Genomic DNA, 15,304 nt, shown 5'->3' on the forward strand with positions numbered 1-15,304 from the left:
CCTTCTCGAGCGGCATGCCGAGCTTCTCGGCCAGCTCCTCGGGCTGCGGCTCGCGGCCGATCTCGTGCAGCATCTGGCGGCTGGTGCGGACCAGCTTGTTGATGGTCTCGATCATGTGCACCGGGATACGGATGGTGCGTGCCTGGTCGGCGATCGAGCGCGTGATGGCCTGGCGGATCCACCAGGTGGCGTAGGTCGAGAACTTGTAGCCGCGGCGGTACTCGAACTTGTCGACGGCCTTCATGAGGCCGATGTTGCCCTCCTGGATGAGATCCAGGAACTGCAGGCCGCGGTTGGTGTACTTCTTGGCGATCGAGATCACGAGGCGCAGGTTGGCCTCGATCATCTCCTTCTTGGCGCGCATCATCTCGCGCTCGCCGTCCTGCACGGTCTTGACCATGCGGCGGTATTCGAAGATCGGCGCGCCGGCGTGGTCGGAGATGACGCGGATTTCCTCGCGCATCTTCTCGACTTCGGCGCCCTTCTTCTTGGCGAAGTCCTTCCAGCCCTTGCCCGGCAGCTTGGCGACCTTGTCGAGCCAGTTCGGATCGATCTCGTGGTTCAGGTAATTGTCGAGGAAGTCCTGGCGCGGAATGCGGAAGCCTTCGGCCAGGCGCAGCAGCTTGCCCTCCAGCATCATCAGCCGGCGGTTGAGATCGTAGAGCTGCAGCTTGAGCTGCTCGATGCGGTGGGCGTTGATGTGGATCTGGCGGACCAGGTCGACGATCTTCTTGCGGTGCTTCTCGTAGCTCTTCTCGAATTCCGGGCTGGGCTTCTGGCCGCGGTTGAGCGTCGACAGGCGCCGGTTCTGCACCTTCGACATGTCGAGATAGACGCGGGCGATCTTGGTGAGGTTGCGCAGCACCTCGGGCTTGAGCTTCTCTTCGAGCGCCGACAGCGAGAGTGCGTTCTCTTCGTCGTCCTCGGCACCCTCGGCTGCGGCTTCGCCGGGTGCTGCCGCCGCGCCGTTGACGGCGGGGGCGGCCGGTCGCACGAGCTTGGGCATCGCCGGGCGCGGCATTGCCGGCGGTGGCGGGTTGGCGGCCATCGCGGCCTTGGCTTCGCCAGGGGCACCGCCCTGGGTGGCTTCTAGATCGATCACGTCGCGCAGCAGGATGCGCCCCTCGTTGATCGCGTCGCGCCACGCCAACAGCGCCGTGATCGTCATCGGGCTCTCGCAGATGCCGCCGATCATCTTGTCCTGGCCGGCCTCGATGCGCTTGGCAATCTCGATTTCGCCTTCGCGACTCAAGAGCTCGACGCTGCCCATCTCGCGCAAATACATGCGGACGGGATCGTCGGTACGGCCGAGTTCCTCGTCCTCGCCAGTCGCTTCGGCCGCGACCACGGCTGTCTTGGCCGGTTCGGTCGGTGCGGCGGCGGGGGCCTCTTCCTGTTCTTCGGCCTCGACCACGTTGACGCCGGCTTCCGACAGCATCGCCATTGTGTCCTCGATCTGCTCGGAGGACACTTCGTCGGGCGGCAGGGCGGCGTTCAGCTCGTCATAGGTGACGTAGCCGCGTTCCTTGCCCTTCTGGACGAGCTTCTTGAGTTCGGCGCCGAGGGTATCGAGGAGGGGGGCATCGGGGCCTTCTTCGCGGGCCTCGGTGGCTTCGGGCTGGGCTGCGGTCGCGGTTTTGGTCGCCATTACTGTTCCTTGGGTGCGACAAACGGTTCCAACGGCCGATCCGGCCGTGGATGTGGCTGCAAGAAGGGGGTGCGGAAGGGCGATCCCGCGAAAACTACCCTTCTACTATATGGGGGTTAAGTTCAAGCGCCGATAGGGTGGGGGCCCATATTCGGCTGCAAGCCTGCTATCCGGCGCCGGATTCGACGCTTTCGCGGCGCATCCGGTCGAGAATGGCCTGAAGGCGCCGCAGATTCTCCTCACTCATGTCCTCCGCCAGGGCCTCTTCCGCCCGTTTCAGCTCCTCGGGATCGGCCGTGAGCTGGCTCATGTGGCGGGCTGCCCGGCGCCACTGGCCGACCAGCCCATCGCCGTCCGGCGGGGCGTCCCGGAAGACCTCCCGGGCCTTGGCCCGTGCCGCGGCCGCCAAGCTCCCGAGCCCGGTCCGCTGGAGATGTTCCTCGATCAGCCGGGCTTCAAGGGGGGCCTCGCCGGCGCCGCCGTCGGCCATGGCGTCATCGGCGGCCGGATCGACCCCGAGGGGGATCATGGAGAGGGCGTCGAGCAGGCCGCTCCGTAGCCGGGCCAAATCCGGGTTGGCGAGCGGCAGGGCCGCCAGATCCTCGGCCAGGACGTGGAGGAGCGCGGGTCGTTCGATCAGTGCCCCCAGGAGCGCCCGCTCCTGGCGTGAACCGTCGGCTTCAGGGCTCGACTGGCGGGCCGCCGAACCGGCTGAGAAGGGGGTGGGGGCGGGATCCCCGGGTCGGCGGAACGGCCGCCGCTCGCCGGGTCGCCAGGCCGGCGTATCCGGTCGGCGTATCCGGTTGAGCCGGTTGCGCATGTCGGTTCGATAGTAGTCCCGGACTATGGGGTCGGCGATCTCGGCCACCCGCTGTTCGACCGCGCGCTGGAGGCTGGCGCGGCGCTCGGGCGTGTCGGCGGCCTTGCCTTCGGTCTCCATCTCCCAGACCACGTCCGAGAGGGGGCGGGCAAGATCGAGGACACGGCGGATGGCCTCGGCGCCGCGGCTGCGGATCACGCTGTCGGGGTCTTCGCCCGCAGGCAGCGCCAGAAATCGAAGGCTCTTGCCCGCTCGCAGCAACGGCAGCGCCCGTTCGGCGGCGCGGGACGCCGCGCGTCGTCCGGCATTGTCGCCGTCGAAACAGAGAAACGGCTCGTCGGCGAGTTTCCAGAGCTCACCGAGCTGGCCTTCGGTGAGCGCGGTGCCGAGTGGCGCGACGGCGCCGGTGAAACCGGCGCCATGGAGCGCGATCACGTCCATGTAGCCTTCGGCCACGATCACCGGCTGGTCTTTGGTCACGGCCTGCCGCGCTCGATCGAGGCAGTAGAGATTGGCGCCCTTGTGAAACAACGGCGTCTCTGGAGAGTTGAGATATTTCGGCTCGCCCGTGCCCATCACGCGTCCGCCGAAGGCGATCATCCGGCCACGGCGGTCGGCGATGGGAAACATCACGCGGCCGCGGAAGCGATCGTAGGGATCGCGGTTGTCCTCGGGCTGGATGGCAAGGCCGGCCTCGACGATTTTGTCGATCGGCACGTTCTCGCGCTTCAGCGCCGCTATCACGCCGTCGCGCGAGTCGGGCGCAAAGCCCAGGCGGAAATCGTCGATCGTCTCCTCACTGAGGCCACGGCCACGCAGATAATCGAGGCCATGGCGCCCGACCGGCAGGCGAAGCTGCTTCTGGAACCAGCGTGTCGCGAGTTCGACGACCTCCTGCAGGGTCGAGGCACGTTCGGCGCGTTCGCGTTCGGCCGGGGTGGCGCGCGGGACCGGCAGATTGACCTCGCGCGCGAGCTTCTCCACCGATTCGGGGAACGAGAGCCCCTCGGTCTTCATCACGAAGCCCACCGCATCGCCGTGCTCGCCGCAGCCGAAGCAATGATAGAAGCCCTTCTTGTCGTTGACCGTGAAGGACGGAGTCTTTTCATTGTGAAAGGGGCAGAGGCCGGCATATTCGCTGCCCGAGCGACGCTTCAGCGAGACCTTGCGGCCGACCACGTCGGACAGGCTGAGGCGCGCGCGCAGTTCGTCGAGGAAGCCTGGTGGAAACGCCATACCTCCGATGTAAAGTTCTCTTTGCACATGTGTCTACCCGCGCTTTTACCCACCGCGGGGGATCATGTTCCTCTCCCGCCGCTAAGGGGAGAGGCTAGGTGAGGGGGCGAGAGACAGTCACCTTTTCGGCACGGTGCGGGCTCTCGCGCCTCAAAAGGCGCTGCCGCCCGCCGCCGGCTAGCCCGAAGACGTGCTAGCCGCTGAGCGCCTTCTTCACCGCAGCTGAGGCCTTGGCGAAATCCATCTGGCCGGCGTACTTGGCCTTGAGGGCGGCCATGACCCCGCCCATGTCCTTGACCGTCGTGGCGCCGGCGGTAGCCACCGCCTCGCGCACGGCGGCTTCGACCGCGGCCTCGTCCATCTGCTGCGGCAGGAAGCGCTCGATGATGGTGATCTCGGCCTTTTCCTTGTCAGCCAGGTCGGCGCGGTTGCCCTTTTCGTAGAGCGCGATCGACTCGTTCCGCTGTTTGATCATGCCCTGCATCATCGACAGGATCTTGTCGTCGGCCACGCCTTCGCGGCTGGCTTCGGTGCGGGCGGCGATATCGACGTCCTTGAGCTTCGCCAGAATGAGGCGAATTGTACCTAGCGCGGCCTGGTCGCGGGCGCGCATGGCCTCTTTCATGGCCTCGTTCAATTTGTCACGCAGCATCATTTGATCCCGTTAAGGTAGCCATTGGTATCCCAATGGCTAAGCGGCGGAAACTAATCGCCTCGGCCGCTGTTGGCAAAGCAAATAAGCTATTGAAATAGCTTGTGAATTAGCTGCCCGCCGCGCCTTGACCCTCTGCGACCGCTTGGTTACAACCCGCGCGGTTCGCAGGTTGCCTCCCCGGGCGACGCCGGGCGGGCCGGAACGGACGCAAGCAATCATGACTTCAACCAAGACCGCCGGCGCGAAAGACGCCGCGCCGCGTTGGGCCACGGCCGCCCTTGTGTTGGCTGACGGCGCGGTGTTTTGGGGCAAGGGAATCGGGGCTGCGGGCCACGCCGTGGGCGAGGTCTGCTTCAACACCTCGATGACCGGCTACCAGGAAATCATCACCGATCCGTCCTACGCCGGGCAGATCATCACCTTCACGTTTCCGCATATCGGCAACGTCGGCACCAATCTCGAGGACATCGAGACCATCACGCCGTTCGCGCGCGGTGTCGTCATGCGCGGCGAGATCACCGAGCCCGCCAACTGGCGCGCGGCCAAGCCGCTCGACGATTGGCTGAAGAGCCACAACCTGCCGGGTATCTGCGGCGTCGACACGCGCGCCATCACGCGGCGCATCCGCGACAAGGGTCCGCCCAATGGCGTCGTGGTCCACGCGCCCGACGGAAAGTTCGACATCCCGAAGATGTGCAAGGTCGCGCAGGACTGGCCGGGTCTCGACGGCATGGATCTCGCCATCGAGGTCACGACCAAGCAGACCTACACATGGGACGAGACTGCGTGGGCGCTGGGCAAGGGCTACGGCAAGCTCACCAAGCCCAAGTATCACGTGGTGGCCGTCGACTACGGCGCCAAGCGCAACATCCTGCGCTGCCTGGCCGACGCCGGCTGCAAGGTGACGGTGGTGCCCGCGACGGCGAGCGGCGAGGACATCCTGCGCCACAAGCCGGACGGCGTGTTCCTGTCCAACGGCCCCGGCGATCCGGCGGCAACGGTGGCCTATACCGTGCCCGCGATCCAGGCCGTGCTCGACAAGAAGGTGCCGCTGTTCGGCATTTGCCTCGGCCATCAGCTTCTGGCGCTCACCATAGGCGGCAAGACGCGCAAGATGGAGCGCGGCCATCGTGGTGCCAACCAGCCGGTCAAGGATCTGACGACGGGTAAGGTCGAGATCACCTCGCAGAACCACGGCTTCTGCGTCATTCCCGAATCGTTGCCGGGGAACGCTGAGGTGACGCACGTCTCGCTGTTCGACGGCATCAACGAAGGCATCCGCTGCACCGACAAGCCGGCTTTCTCGGTGCAGTACCATCCCGAGGCCTCGCCCGGCCCGACCGACAGCCATTATCTCTTCAAACGGTTTGTCGAGATGATCGACAAGAGCAAGGGCAAGTAGAACAACCATGCCCAAGCGCACAGACATCAAGAGCATCCTCGTCATCGGTGCCGGTCCGATCGTGATCGGCCAGGCCTGTGAGTTCGACTATTCGGGCGTGCAGGCCTGCAAGGCGCTGAAGGACGAGGGTTATCGCGTCATCCTGGTGAATTCCAACCCGGCCACGATCATGACAGATCCGGGCCTGGCCGACGCCACCTACATCGAGCCGATCACGCCGGACTTCGTGGCGCGCATCATCGAGAAGGAACGGCCCGACGCCATCCTGCCGACCATGGGCGGGCAGACGGCGCTCAACACGGCGATGTCGCTGCATCGGGACGGCCGCCTCGAGAAGCTGAAGGTCGAACTGATCGGCGCCAACGCCGAGGCGATCGACAAGGCCGAGGACCGCCTGCTGTTCCGCGACGCCATGACGAAGATCGGCCTCGAATCGCCCAAGAGCGAGGTCGTGCACAATCGCGAGGAGGCGGCGCGCGCGCTCGATATCGTCGGCTTGCCGGCGATCATCCGCCCGTCGTTCACGCTGGGCGGTACCGGTGGCGGCATCGCCTACAACCGCGACGAATTCTTCGATATCGTGCAGGGTGGCGTCGAAGCCTCGCCGGTGGGCGAGGTGCTGGTCGAGGAATCCGTGCTCGGCTGGAAAGAGTACGAGATGGAGGTCGTGCGCGACCGCAACGACAACTGCATCATCATCTGCTCGATCGAGAACGTCGATCCGATGGGCATCCACACCGGCGATTCCGTCACCGTGGCGCCGGCGTTGACGCTGACCGACAAGGAATACCAGATCATGCGCGACGCCTCGATCGCGTGCCTGCGCGAGATCGGCGTCGATACTGGCGGCTCGAACGTGCAGTTCGCCGTCGATCCGGCGACCGGCCGCATGGTGGTGATCGAGATGAACCCGCGCGTCTCTCGCTCCTCGGCGCTGGCGTCGAAGGCCACGGGCTTCCCGATCGCCAAGGTCGCCGCGCGCCTGGCCGTGGGCTACACGCTCGACGAGCTGCTGAACGACATCACCGGCTCGACGCCGGCCTCGTTCGAGCCGACCATCGACTACGTCGTCACCAAGATCCCGCGCTTTGCCTTCGAGAAGTTCCCCGGCGCCGAAGCCCTGCTCACGACTTCGATGAAGAGCGTCGGCGAGGCGATGTCGATCGGGCGCACCTTCCAGGAGTCGCTGCAGAAGGCGCTGCGCTCGATGGAAACCGGCCTCACCGGCTTGAACGAGATGGAAATCAAGGGTGCGCCGGACAAGGCCGCCGTCGTGGGCGCGCTGTCGCGGCCGACGCCCGACCGCATCCTGGTGATCGCCCAGGCGTTCCGCCACGGCCTCACGGTCGAGGAGATCGCGCAGGCATCGAAGTACGAGCCGTGGTTCCTGCGTCAGATCGAGCAGCTCGTGCAGATCGAGGCGGAGGTGCGCGCCTCCGGCCTGCCAACCGATGCCAAGGCGTTGCTCGACCTCAAGAAGAAGGGCTTCTCCGACGAGCGGCTCGCCGAGCTCACCAGCCTTCGCGCCGCCGACGTGGTCAAGCGCCGGCACAGCCTCGGCGTGCGCCCCGTCTTCAAGCGCATCGATACCTGCGCCGCTGAGTTCGAGTCTCATACTCCCTATCTCTACTCCTGCTACGAAGGAGATGGCGTCAATCCGGCGGAGTGCGAAGCTCAGCCGACCGACCGCCGCAAGGTCATCATCCTGGGCGGTGGGCCCAACCGCATCGGCCAAGGCATCGAGTTCGACTATTGCTGCGTCCATGCCGTCTACGCGCTCCGCGAGGCCGGCTACGAGACCATCATGGTCAACTGCAATCCGGAAACGGTCTCGACCGACTACGACACCGCCGACCGTCTCTACTTCGAGCCGCTGACGGCCGAAGACGTGATCGAGCTGGTCGAGGTCGAACGCCGGAACGGCGAGTTGCTGGGCCTGATCGTGCAGTTCGGCGGCCAGACCCCGCTCAAGCTCGCCAAGCCTCTCGAGGCGGTGGGCATCCCCATTCTCGGCACCTCGCCCGACGCCATCGACCTCGCCGAGGACCGCGACCGCTTCCAGAAGCTGATCCACCAGCTGAAACTCCGCCAGCCCGACAACGGCACGGCGACCTCGCAGGAGCAGGCGATCGCCGTCGCCGAGAGGATCGGCTACCCGGTCGTCATTCGCCCCTCCTATGTGCTGGGTGGCCGCGCGATGCAGATCGTCTACGACCGCGCCGGCCTCGAGCGCTATACGCGCGAGGCGGTGAAGGTCTCGGGCGAAACGCCGGTGCTGATCGATTCCTACCTGCGCGACGCCATCGAGGTCGATGTCGATGCACTGGCCGATAAGGACCAGAACGTCTTCGTCGCGGGGATCATGGAGCACATCGAGGAGGCCGGGATCCATTCCGGCGATTCAGCCTGCTCGCTGCCACCGCATTCGCTGCCGTCCAAGATCCTGGCCGAGATCGAGCGCCAGACCGAGGCCATGGCGAAGGCACTGAAGGTCGTCGGCCTTATGAACGTGCAGTACGCGATCAAGGACGGCGACGTCTACGTGCTCGAGGTCAATCCGCGCGCCAGCCGTACCGTGCCGTTCGTCGCCAAGGCGACCGGCCAGCCGATCGCCAAGTACGCTGCCCGGCTCATGGTCGGCGAGCCGCTGAAGTCGCTGGCCATCAAGAAGGCGCGTGGCAAGCACATCGCGGTCAAGGAAGCGGTCTTCCCGTTCGCCCGTTTCCCCGGCGTCGACATCATCCTCGGCCCTGAGATGCGTTCGACCGGCGAGGTGATGGGCCTCGACACCAATTTTGGCCGTGCCTTCGCCAAGTCGCAGCTTGGCGCCGGCAGCAAGGTCCCGGTCGAGGGCGTCGTCTTCGTCTCGGTCAAGGACCAGGACAAGGCGGCGATGGTCAAGCCGGTCAAGCGGCTGGTCGAACTCGGCTTCACCGTGGTCGCCACCGGCGGCACGTCCGACTTTCTGCGCAAGCAGGGCATCGAGACCCAGCGGGTCAACAAGGTGCTCGAGGGCCGGCCCCACATCGTCGACCTGATGAAGGACGGTAAGGTCCAGCTTGTCTTCAATACCGTTGACGGGGCCAATGCGCTGACCGACAGCTTTACGCTCCGGCGCACGGCACTGATGAACAAGATCGCATACTATACGACCGTCGCCGGCGCCAAGGCGTCGGTTGAAGGGATTGCGGCATTGCGCGCGGGCGCCCTGGACGTGGCGCCCCTGCAATCCTACTTCAAAACGACGTTCTAAACGCCCGTCTCCGGCCGCCCACACCGGGTGGCCCGGCCTGACCTGCCCACCGCAGGTCTTTTGGCCGGGTCCGTTGGCCGTTGACGCCGCACGATTCATTGAGGACGATCCGGCAATGGAAAGGGTTCCGACGACGGCCGAGGGGCTGAAAAGCCTCGAGGACGAACTCAAGCATCTGAAGAGCGTGGAGCGGCCTTCGATCATCAAGGCGATCGCGGCGGCGCGCGAGCATGGCGACCTGTCGGAGAACGCCGAATACACCTCGGCCCGCGAACGGCAGAGCTTCATCGAAGGCCGGATCGCCGAGATCGAGAACATCATCTCGCGTGCCGAGGTGATCGACTTCAGCAAGCTGACCGGCAAAATCGTGAAATTCGGCGCCACCGTCCGGCTGGCCGACGAGGATACCGATGAGAAGGTGAAGTACCAGATCGTCGGACCCTATGAGGCCGACCTCAGCAAGGGCAGCATTTCGGTGACATCGCCGATTGGCCGGGCGCTGATCGGCAAGACCGTCGGCGACACGGTCGAGGTCCAGACGCCGCGCGGCGCGCGCTCCTACGAGGTCGTGGGCGTCCAGTTCAAGTAGTGGTGGCCATCATTGCCTTGGCGCGGCGTATGCCGGTCGACTTCATGACCGCGTACTGAATCGCGAACAGACCGACTTTGCTGCTGATCGCGTAGACCGATTTTACCGCCGCCCAGGCCGTGGCATCGAGTGTCAATGCGAGCACGATGTTGAGGGCTGCCGAGAAGAACATCAAGCCTGCCCAGATGTAGCCGAACAGGATGCCGAGATCGGGCACCGTCGCTCGTGCGATCGGCGGGATGTAGCGGTTCATCCAGCCGCGCTTCAGCATCACGATGCCCACTACGATGTAGATGATTGTGGGCTTCAGCATGACGAAGCGCGGATCGTCCGTGACGAAGGTGGCGCCGCCCGAGGCGAGGATGATGACCAGGCTCAGCCATTGCAGCGCCTCGACGGGCTGCTTGCGGAACAACTGCCAGCCGATCTGGGCGAGACCCAGCGCCATACCGAGCCCGACCGCCAGGAAGAGGTTGCCGGTCAGCACATAGGCCACGAGGAAGAGCAGCGTCGATGCCAGGTCGAGCAACAGGACTTTGGACGCCTGGAACAGATCCTTCATGGTCCGCAGCCTCCTGTGTCATCTTTATGACAACGGCGTGTATTTATAGGATGCTATCAATACACAATGTTCCCTTCAAGAGGGAATTCGGGTCAGGCGACAACTTTGATGTAGGTATCCTTCATCACGATCAGGCCGTGGCGGAAAGTATAGAGGTCGCAGCCCAGCCACTCCTGGCGCTCGCCGCTCCGCAGTGTGGCGGTGCGATGCCACTCAGTGACCGCCCTGTCGCCGCAGATGAATTCGGCCGTATGCTGCCATTTGACGTCGCCGGCATTGGCGAACAGCGGCTCGAAGTAGCTCCGGATGGCGGCTTTGCCCTTGAAGCTCTGGCCCCAGTGGTGCGGGCCCTTGGCGTTGCGGAACTCGCCGTCCTCGGCGAAGAAGCCGACGATGCCGTCAACGTCGCGACGGGCAAAGGCGTCGGCGATTTCGTGCAGGCGTTCGAAGGTGACGTCCGGCGCTATAGGGCGCGCAGCATTTCCGTCCATGATCGGTCCTCTCTCACTCGACCGGAATTGGCACTCCCGGCACTTGTTTGGCGGTGCGGAACACCATCATCGACTTCACGTGGCTGACGTTGGGGGCGGACGTGAGGCGCGTCGTCAGGAATTTCTGATATTCGTCCCAAGTCTCGGCCACGATCTTCAGCAGAAAGTCGGCCTCGCCGGCGAGCATATGACACTCGCGGACCTCATCCCATCCGGCGATCAGATCCTCGAACGACTTGAGATCTGCCTCGGCTTGGCTGTTCAGCCCGACCAGGGCGAAGACCGATACGCTGTAGCCGAGGGCCTCGGGGCTGAGCTCGGCGTGGTAGCCCTTGATGATGCCGGCACGTTCGAGGGTGCGGACCCTGCGCAGACAGGGCGGTGCGGAAATGCCCGCGCGCTCCGCCAGATCGACGTTGGTCATGCGACCGTTGGATTGCAGATCGCTGAGAATGCGCCGATCGATTCGGTCGAGCTTTGCGCGGGCCATCTTGGGTTTCCTCCGTTGGCCGCGCTCTATGCCAGAACCATGCCAGCCACGCAATAAAGTTGCGAGAACCACCGGCTGACCTGTGAACAATTGCGCTGAAGCCTCATTAGCCCGTGCATCCGTGGCGAGGTTTGCATATATGTAGGAGATATGCGGAAGGCGGGATGCGGGACTCACATGGCAGCAACTCATCGCAGTAAAGTGCTCATTCTGGGGTCAGGCCCTGCGGGCTACACGGCGGCGATCTATGCCGCCCGTGCGAGCCTGAAGCCGCTGCTCGTGCAGGGAATCCAGCCGGGTGGGCAGCTCACCATTACGACGGATGTCGAGAACTATCCGGGCTTCGCCGACGTCATCCAGGGTCCCTGGTTGATGGAGCAGATGCAGAAGCAGGCCGAGCATGTCGGCACTGAGCTGTTCTTCGACACCATCGTCGAGGTCGACCTCAGCCGCCGGCCGTTCGTCTGCAGCGGTGACTCGGGCGATCGCTACGAGGCCGACGCCCTCATCATATCGACTGGCGCCACGGCGAAGTGGCTCGGACTGCCGACCGAAGAGACCTTCCGGGGGGGCGGTGTCTCGGCCTGCGCCACCTGTGACGGGTTTTTCTTCCGCGGCAAGGAAGTGGTCGTTGTCGGAGGCGGCAATACCGCCGTCGAGGAGGCGCTGTATCTCACGCATCACGCGTCGAAGGTGACGCTGGTTCATCGCCGCAATTCGTTCCGCGCCGAGAAGATCCTGCAGGATCGCCTGTTCAAGAATCCCAAGGTCACCGTGCTGTGGGATCACGCGGTCCAGGAAATCCTGGGCGAGAAGACACCGGCGCCGCTGGTCAAGGGAGTACGCTTGCGCAACGTCAAGAGCGGCGCCGAGCAGGAACTTCCCACTGACGGTGTGTTCATCGCCATCGGCCACTCGCCCAACACCGAGCTGTTCAAGGGCAAGCTCGCGATGGACGGTGAAGGCTATCTCATCACCAGGCCGGATTCGACGGCCACTGACATCGAGGGCGTCTACGCCGCCGGAGACGTGCAGGACAAGATCTTCCGCCAGGCCGTCACGGCGGCCGGAACGGGCTGTATGGCGGCGCTTGAAGCGGAGAAGTGGCTGGCCGGACAGGAGGCGCGCCTCGCGCAAGCCGCGGAGTAGGTGGCGGCGTGGGATCGGTGTTTGGCGCGCAACGCCAAACGCCTTAGGGAGGCAATGTCATGGACTGGGACAAGCTGCGGATCTTTCAGGCCGTAGCCGACGCCGGGAGTTTCACGCATGCCGGCGAGACCTTGAAGCTCAGCCAGTCGGCGATATCGCGCCAGATCGGCGCACTCGAAGAACAACTCGGCGTCATGCTGTTCCATCGGCATGCGCGCGGCCTGATCCTGACCGAACAGGGTGAACTGCTGTACCGCACCGCGCGCGACATGGCGGCCAAGGTGAATACCGCCGAGGCATTGCTGCGCGCCAACCAGGACAAGCCGGCGGGCCGTCTGAAAGTGACGGCAACGGTCGGCTTCGGCTCGACCTGGCTCACCGCCCAGATGCACGAGTTCATCGCGATGTATCCCGACATCGACGTCAGCCTCGTGCTGTCGGACAACGAACTCGACCTGGGTATGCGCGAGGCCGACGTGGCGATCCGCATGGTCATGCCGCGCCAGCCGGGCCTCGTGCAACGCCATTTGCTGACGGTGCGGAGCCATGTCTATGCCTCGCACGGCTACATCCAGAAATATGGAAAGCCCAAGACCGTCGAGGAACTCGACCAGCATCGCCTGATCATCTTCGGCGAGGATGCCCGGGCGCCGGTCCAGGACGTCAACTGGCTGCTGCATGAAGGCAACGTCGATCCATCGGCGCGGGTCGTCGTGCTGCGCGTCAACAATGTCTACGGCATCTTCCGTGCGGTGGAATCGGGCCTCGGCATCGCGTCGCTGCCCGACTACCTCGCCCGAGAGTCGACCAAGCTCGAGATGGTGCTGCCCGACCTCAATGTCCGCACAACGGATGTGTATTTCACCTATCCGGAGGAACTGCGGCACTCCAAGCGCATCGCGGTGTTTCGCGACTTTCTCCTACGCAAGGTCGCGGAAACACGATTCTGATGGTCAGACTTGCAGGATTGCACAGCCAATGAAAGGCATGCGCTCACCGCATGCCAGTATTCGCCACATCGCCTCTACCAATACATCCGCCAAGGAATACGTTGGTGTTAGGTCTTCGATACGAAAAGTTTGTTCTGATCGTCATCGAAACTCGGGATCCGTTTGATCCCACGTCTCCCAGACGTGAAGCCTCCCTGTTCAACTCGCCGGGCCCTTTGGCCCGGCGTTTTTTTCCATGAGGCGGAGCGAACGACGCGCGAAATGCCGCTGATTGGTGCAAACGAAGACCTCCGATACCATTTAGTGTGGTAGTGGGCGGACGTCCTCTGTAGCTTCCACTCCGACCCGGCCGATGTTCACCGAAGTTCGCCAAGCCATCCTTCCTCTCGCTCTGCGGCGCATGAAGCGCCGCGACGATCTCGGCCGTGCCGGTCTCCTGATCGAATCGCTGGCGCGCCATTGGCGCGGCCCCCAACCCTTCGAACTGCTCATCGTGGCGCCGCGCCAGGATGTGAAGGAACTGCGCAGTAGCCTGCCGCAGTTCCCGAACATTGACGTTTCGGTCCGGCCCGAGAGCGATTTCTTCCCCATGGGCAGTCGCTTCTACCTGATGACCGGATGGTACCGGCAGCAGATCGTGAAGCTGCAGGTTCCGGCGATGCTGGGCTTTGGCGGCTATCTGACGCTGGATTCGGATGTCTGCTGCGTCGGTGACTTCGATGCCACGACTTTCATCAAGAACAGGGTGGCGATATCACGCTGGGAGCCGAAGGCGCATCACGACTGGTGGCAGCATGTCTCCAAGATCACGGGTGTGCCTTACGATCCCGAGGCGCACGGCCTGTCGGTGACGCCGAACATCCTTCACGGCGATCTGGCGGCGCAGACCCTTCAGCATTTCCGCTTCGGTCCCATCGATGGGATCACATCGCTTTGCTATTGGCTGGGCCGCAAGATCGGCACGGTCCCCTGGACGGAGTATTCGCTCTACACCAGCGTGGCCGAACTCAAGGGCAACCTGTTCGACTATCACGCTCACTGGGATCCCTGCTACTACGCCGACGATCAGCTGTTCTCGAGGAAGTCCTGCGTCTGGGCCGCCGAGGACTTCGAGCGAAAGGTGCTGCTGCCCAACGGGAAAGATCCTGGCGGCAAGTTCATCATCGTCCAGAGCCACGCCCGCATTCCCATAGAACGCGTACGTGAATACTGCCTGAGCTTCGCCGGCTGACGTTCAGATCTTGCCGTCGTGCTCGCCGATTTTCGGCGCCTTCTCCGCGGCCCCGGCGCGCTCGCCGTCGATGCTGAGCGGCAGGCCGTGGAAGAGGGCGTTCGAGCCGGCATAGGGCTGGCTGAACATGGCGAGCGCCGCCACCTGGGCAAGCTCCATCACCTGCGGGACCGAGTTCAGTGGCCCGTTGGGGACGCCCAGAGCGTCGAGTTTGGCCGACCAGTAGGCCCGGCTTTCCTTCTTCATGATCTCGGAGATCATGCCCAGCAGCATCTCGCGTCGCTCGGCGCGCTGCACGTTGGTCTTGAAGCGTGCTTCGTCGGGCCACTCGGGATGGCCCAACACTTCGGCGAACTTGCGCCAGAGGCGATCGTTGCCGGGGCAGATCATCAGCGGCCCATCGCTGCATTCGAACGCCTGGTAGGGCGTGAGCGAGGGATGGCCGGTGCCCTGACGTGGCGGCATCTTGCCCGTCACCGACCAGCCGGCGACGTGGTTCGATGTCCACATCAGGCCACTCTCGAACAGCGAGGTGTTCACCAGGCTGCCCTGACCGGTCGCCGTGCGTTTGGCCAGGGCCGCCAACACACCGATCGCCGTCCACATGCCTGTCGAGAGGTCGATGATCGAGACGCCGATGCGTGCCTCTGGCCCCGAAGGATCGCCGTTCAGCGAAATGAGCCCGGCGACCGCCTGGATGATCGGCTCGTAGCCCGGCCGGTCCTTCCATGGCCCGAGGTGGCCGAAGGCGCCAAGGTCGGCATAGATCAGGCGCGGGAAGCGTTTGGTGAGCGTGGGGCCATCGAAGCCGAACTTAGCCGGCACGTC

At 64.4% G+C, this 15,304-nt stretch carries 13 protein-coding genes; 6 read left to right on the forward strand and 7 right to left on the reverse strand.

The window, feature by feature from the left end:
- From rpoD to EPO55_RS05975, 3 genes are all read right to left on the reverse strand, one after another.
- On the reverse strand, positions 1–1,648 hold a 1,648-nt coding region (rpoD, locus tag EPO55_RS05965), incomplete at its 3' end, for an RNA polymerase sigma factor RpoD (RefSeq protein WP_296335605.1).
- 166 nt (positions 1,649–1,814) lie between these two features.
- Positions 1,815–3,704, reverse strand: a complete 1,890-nt coding sequence (gene dnaG, locus EPO55_RS05970) for a DNA primase (RefSeq protein ID WP_296335606.1) — start codon at positions 3,702–3,704, stop codon at positions 1,815–1,817.
- Between the two features lie 193 nt (positions 3,705–3,897).
- Complete coding sequence (locus EPO55_RS05975) at positions 3,898–4,356, reverse strand: GatB/YqeY domain-containing protein (RefSeq protein WP_296335607.1); 459 nt, start codon at positions 4,354–4,356, stop codon at positions 3,898–3,900.
- A gap of 220 nt (positions 4,357–4,576) precedes the next feature.
- Here EPO55_RS05975 and carA point away from each other — a divergent pair, with 220 nt between their 5' ends.
- From carA to greA, 3 genes are all read left to right on the forward strand, one after another.
- Positions 4,577–5,761, forward strand: coding sequence for a glutamine-hydrolyzing carbamoyl-phosphate synthase small subunit (gene carA / locus EPO55_RS05980; RefSeq protein WP_296335608.1), 1,185 nt, complete (start codon positions 4,577–4,579; stop codon positions 5,759–5,761).
- Positions 5,762–5,768: 7 nt separating this feature from the next.
- Positions 5,769–9,014, forward strand: coding sequence for a carbamoyl-phosphate synthase large subunit (carB, locus tag EPO55_RS05985; protein WP_296335609.1), 3,246 nt, complete (start codon positions 5,769–5,771; stop codon positions 9,012–9,014).
- A 115-nt stretch (positions 9,015–9,129) separates the two neighbouring features.
- Entirely contained in the window at positions 9,130–9,603 is a 474-nt protein-coding gene (gene greA / locus EPO55_RS05990; RefSeq protein WP_296335610.1) for a transcription elongation factor GreA, read from the forward strand.
- On the opposite strand, the gene EPO55_RS05995 is transcribed toward greA, so the two are convergent.
- From EPO55_RS05995 to EPO55_RS06005, 3 genes are all read right to left on the reverse strand, one after another.
- On the reverse strand, positions 9,596–10,165 hold the full coding sequence (locus tag EPO55_RS05995) for a septation protein IspZ (protein ID WP_296335611.1): 570 nt from the start codon (positions 10,163–10,165) through the stop codon (positions 9,596–9,598). The genes greA and EPO55_RS05995 overlap by 8 nt on opposite strands.
- A 92-nt stretch (positions 10,166–10,257) precedes the next feature.
- Complete coding sequence (locus tag EPO55_RS06000; protein ID WP_296335612.1) at positions 10,258–10,656, reverse strand: nuclear transport factor 2 family protein; 399 nt, start codon at positions 10,654–10,656, stop codon at positions 10,258–10,260.
- 13 nt (positions 10,657–10,669) lie between these two features.
- Positions 10,670–11,146, reverse strand: a complete 477-nt coding sequence (locus EPO55_RS06005) for an Lrp/AsnC family transcriptional regulator (RefSeq protein ID WP_296335614.1) — start codon at positions 11,144–11,146, stop codon at positions 10,670–10,672.
- Positions 11,147–11,323: 177 nt separating this feature from the next.
- Here EPO55_RS06005 and trxB point away from each other — a divergent pair, with 177 nt between their 5' ends.
- The 3 genes from trxB to EPO55_RS06020 all read left to right on the forward strand — a co-directional run bounded on the left by trxB (position 11,324) and on the right by EPO55_RS06020 (position 14,476).
- Complete coding sequence (gene trxB, locus EPO55_RS06010) at positions 11,324–12,295, forward strand: thioredoxin-disulfide reductase (protein WP_296335615.1); 972 nt, start codon at positions 11,324–11,326, stop codon at positions 12,293–12,295.
- A gap of 59 nt (positions 12,296–12,354) precedes the next feature.
- Entirely contained in the window at positions 12,355–13,245 is an 891-nt protein-coding gene (locus EPO55_RS06015) for a LysR family transcriptional regulator (protein WP_296335616.1), read from the forward strand.
- Positions 13,246–13,597: 352 nt separating this feature from the next.
- Positions 13,598–14,476, forward strand: coding sequence for a DUF6492 family protein (locus EPO55_RS06020; protein ID WP_296335617.1), 879 nt, complete (start codon positions 13,598–13,600; stop codon positions 14,474–14,476).
- A gap of 3 nt (positions 14,477–14,479) precedes the next feature.
- Here EPO55_RS06020 and EPO55_RS06025 read toward each other — a convergent pair.
- A partial coding sequence (locus EPO55_RS06025) for a CoA transferase (protein ID WP_296335618.1) occupies positions 14,480–15,304 on the reverse strand: 825 nt, incomplete at its 5' end.

Source organism: Reyranella sp., assembly GCF_004296935.1.
GTDB lineage: Bacteria > Pseudomonadota > Alphaproteobacteria > Reyranellales > Reyranellaceae > Reyranella.

Bases quoted from the DNA above. Each gene is read 5' to 3' on its own strand.
- dnaG (WP_296335606.1), bottom strand. From the start codon at position 3,704: ATGGCGTTTCCACCAGGCTTCCTCGACGAACTGCGCGCGCGCCTCAGC.
- EPO55_RS05975 (WP_296335607.1), bottom strand. From the start codon at position 4,356: ATGCTGCGTGACAAATTGAACGAGGCCATGAAAGAGGCCATGCGCGCC.
- carA (WP_296335608.1), top strand. From the start codon at position 4,577: ATGACTTCAACCAAGACCGCCGGCGCGAAAGACGCCGCGCCGCGTTGG.
- carB (WP_296335609.1), top strand. From the start codon at position 5,769: ATGCCCAAGCGCACAGACATCAAGAGCATCCTCGTCATCGGTGCCGGT.
- greA (WP_296335610.1), top strand. From the start codon at position 9,130: ATGGAAAGGGTTCCGACGACGGCCGAGGGGCTGAAAAGCCTCGAGGAC.
- EPO55_RS05995 (WP_296335611.1), bottom strand. From the start codon at position 10,165: ATGAAGGATCTGTTCCAGGCGTCCAAAGTCCTGTTGCTCGACCTGGCA.
- EPO55_RS06000 (WP_296335612.1), bottom strand. From the start codon at position 10,656: ATGGACGGAAATGCTGCGCGCCCTATAGCGCCGGACGTCACCTTCGAA.
- EPO55_RS06005 (WP_296335614.1), bottom strand. From the start codon at position 11,146: ATGGCCCGCGCAAAGCTCGACCGAATCGATCGGCGCATTCTCAGCGAT.
- trxB (WP_296335615.1), top strand. From the start codon at position 11,324: ATGGCAGCAACTCATCGCAGTAAAGTGCTCATTCTGGGGTCAGGCCCT.
- EPO55_RS06015 (WP_296335616.1), top strand. From the start codon at position 12,355: ATGGACTGGGACAAGCTGCGGATCTTTCAGGCCGTAGCCGACGCCGGG.
- EPO55_RS06020 (WP_296335617.1), top strand. From the start codon at position 13,598: ATGTTCACCGAAGTTCGCCAAGCCATCCTTCCTCTCGCTCTGCGGCGC.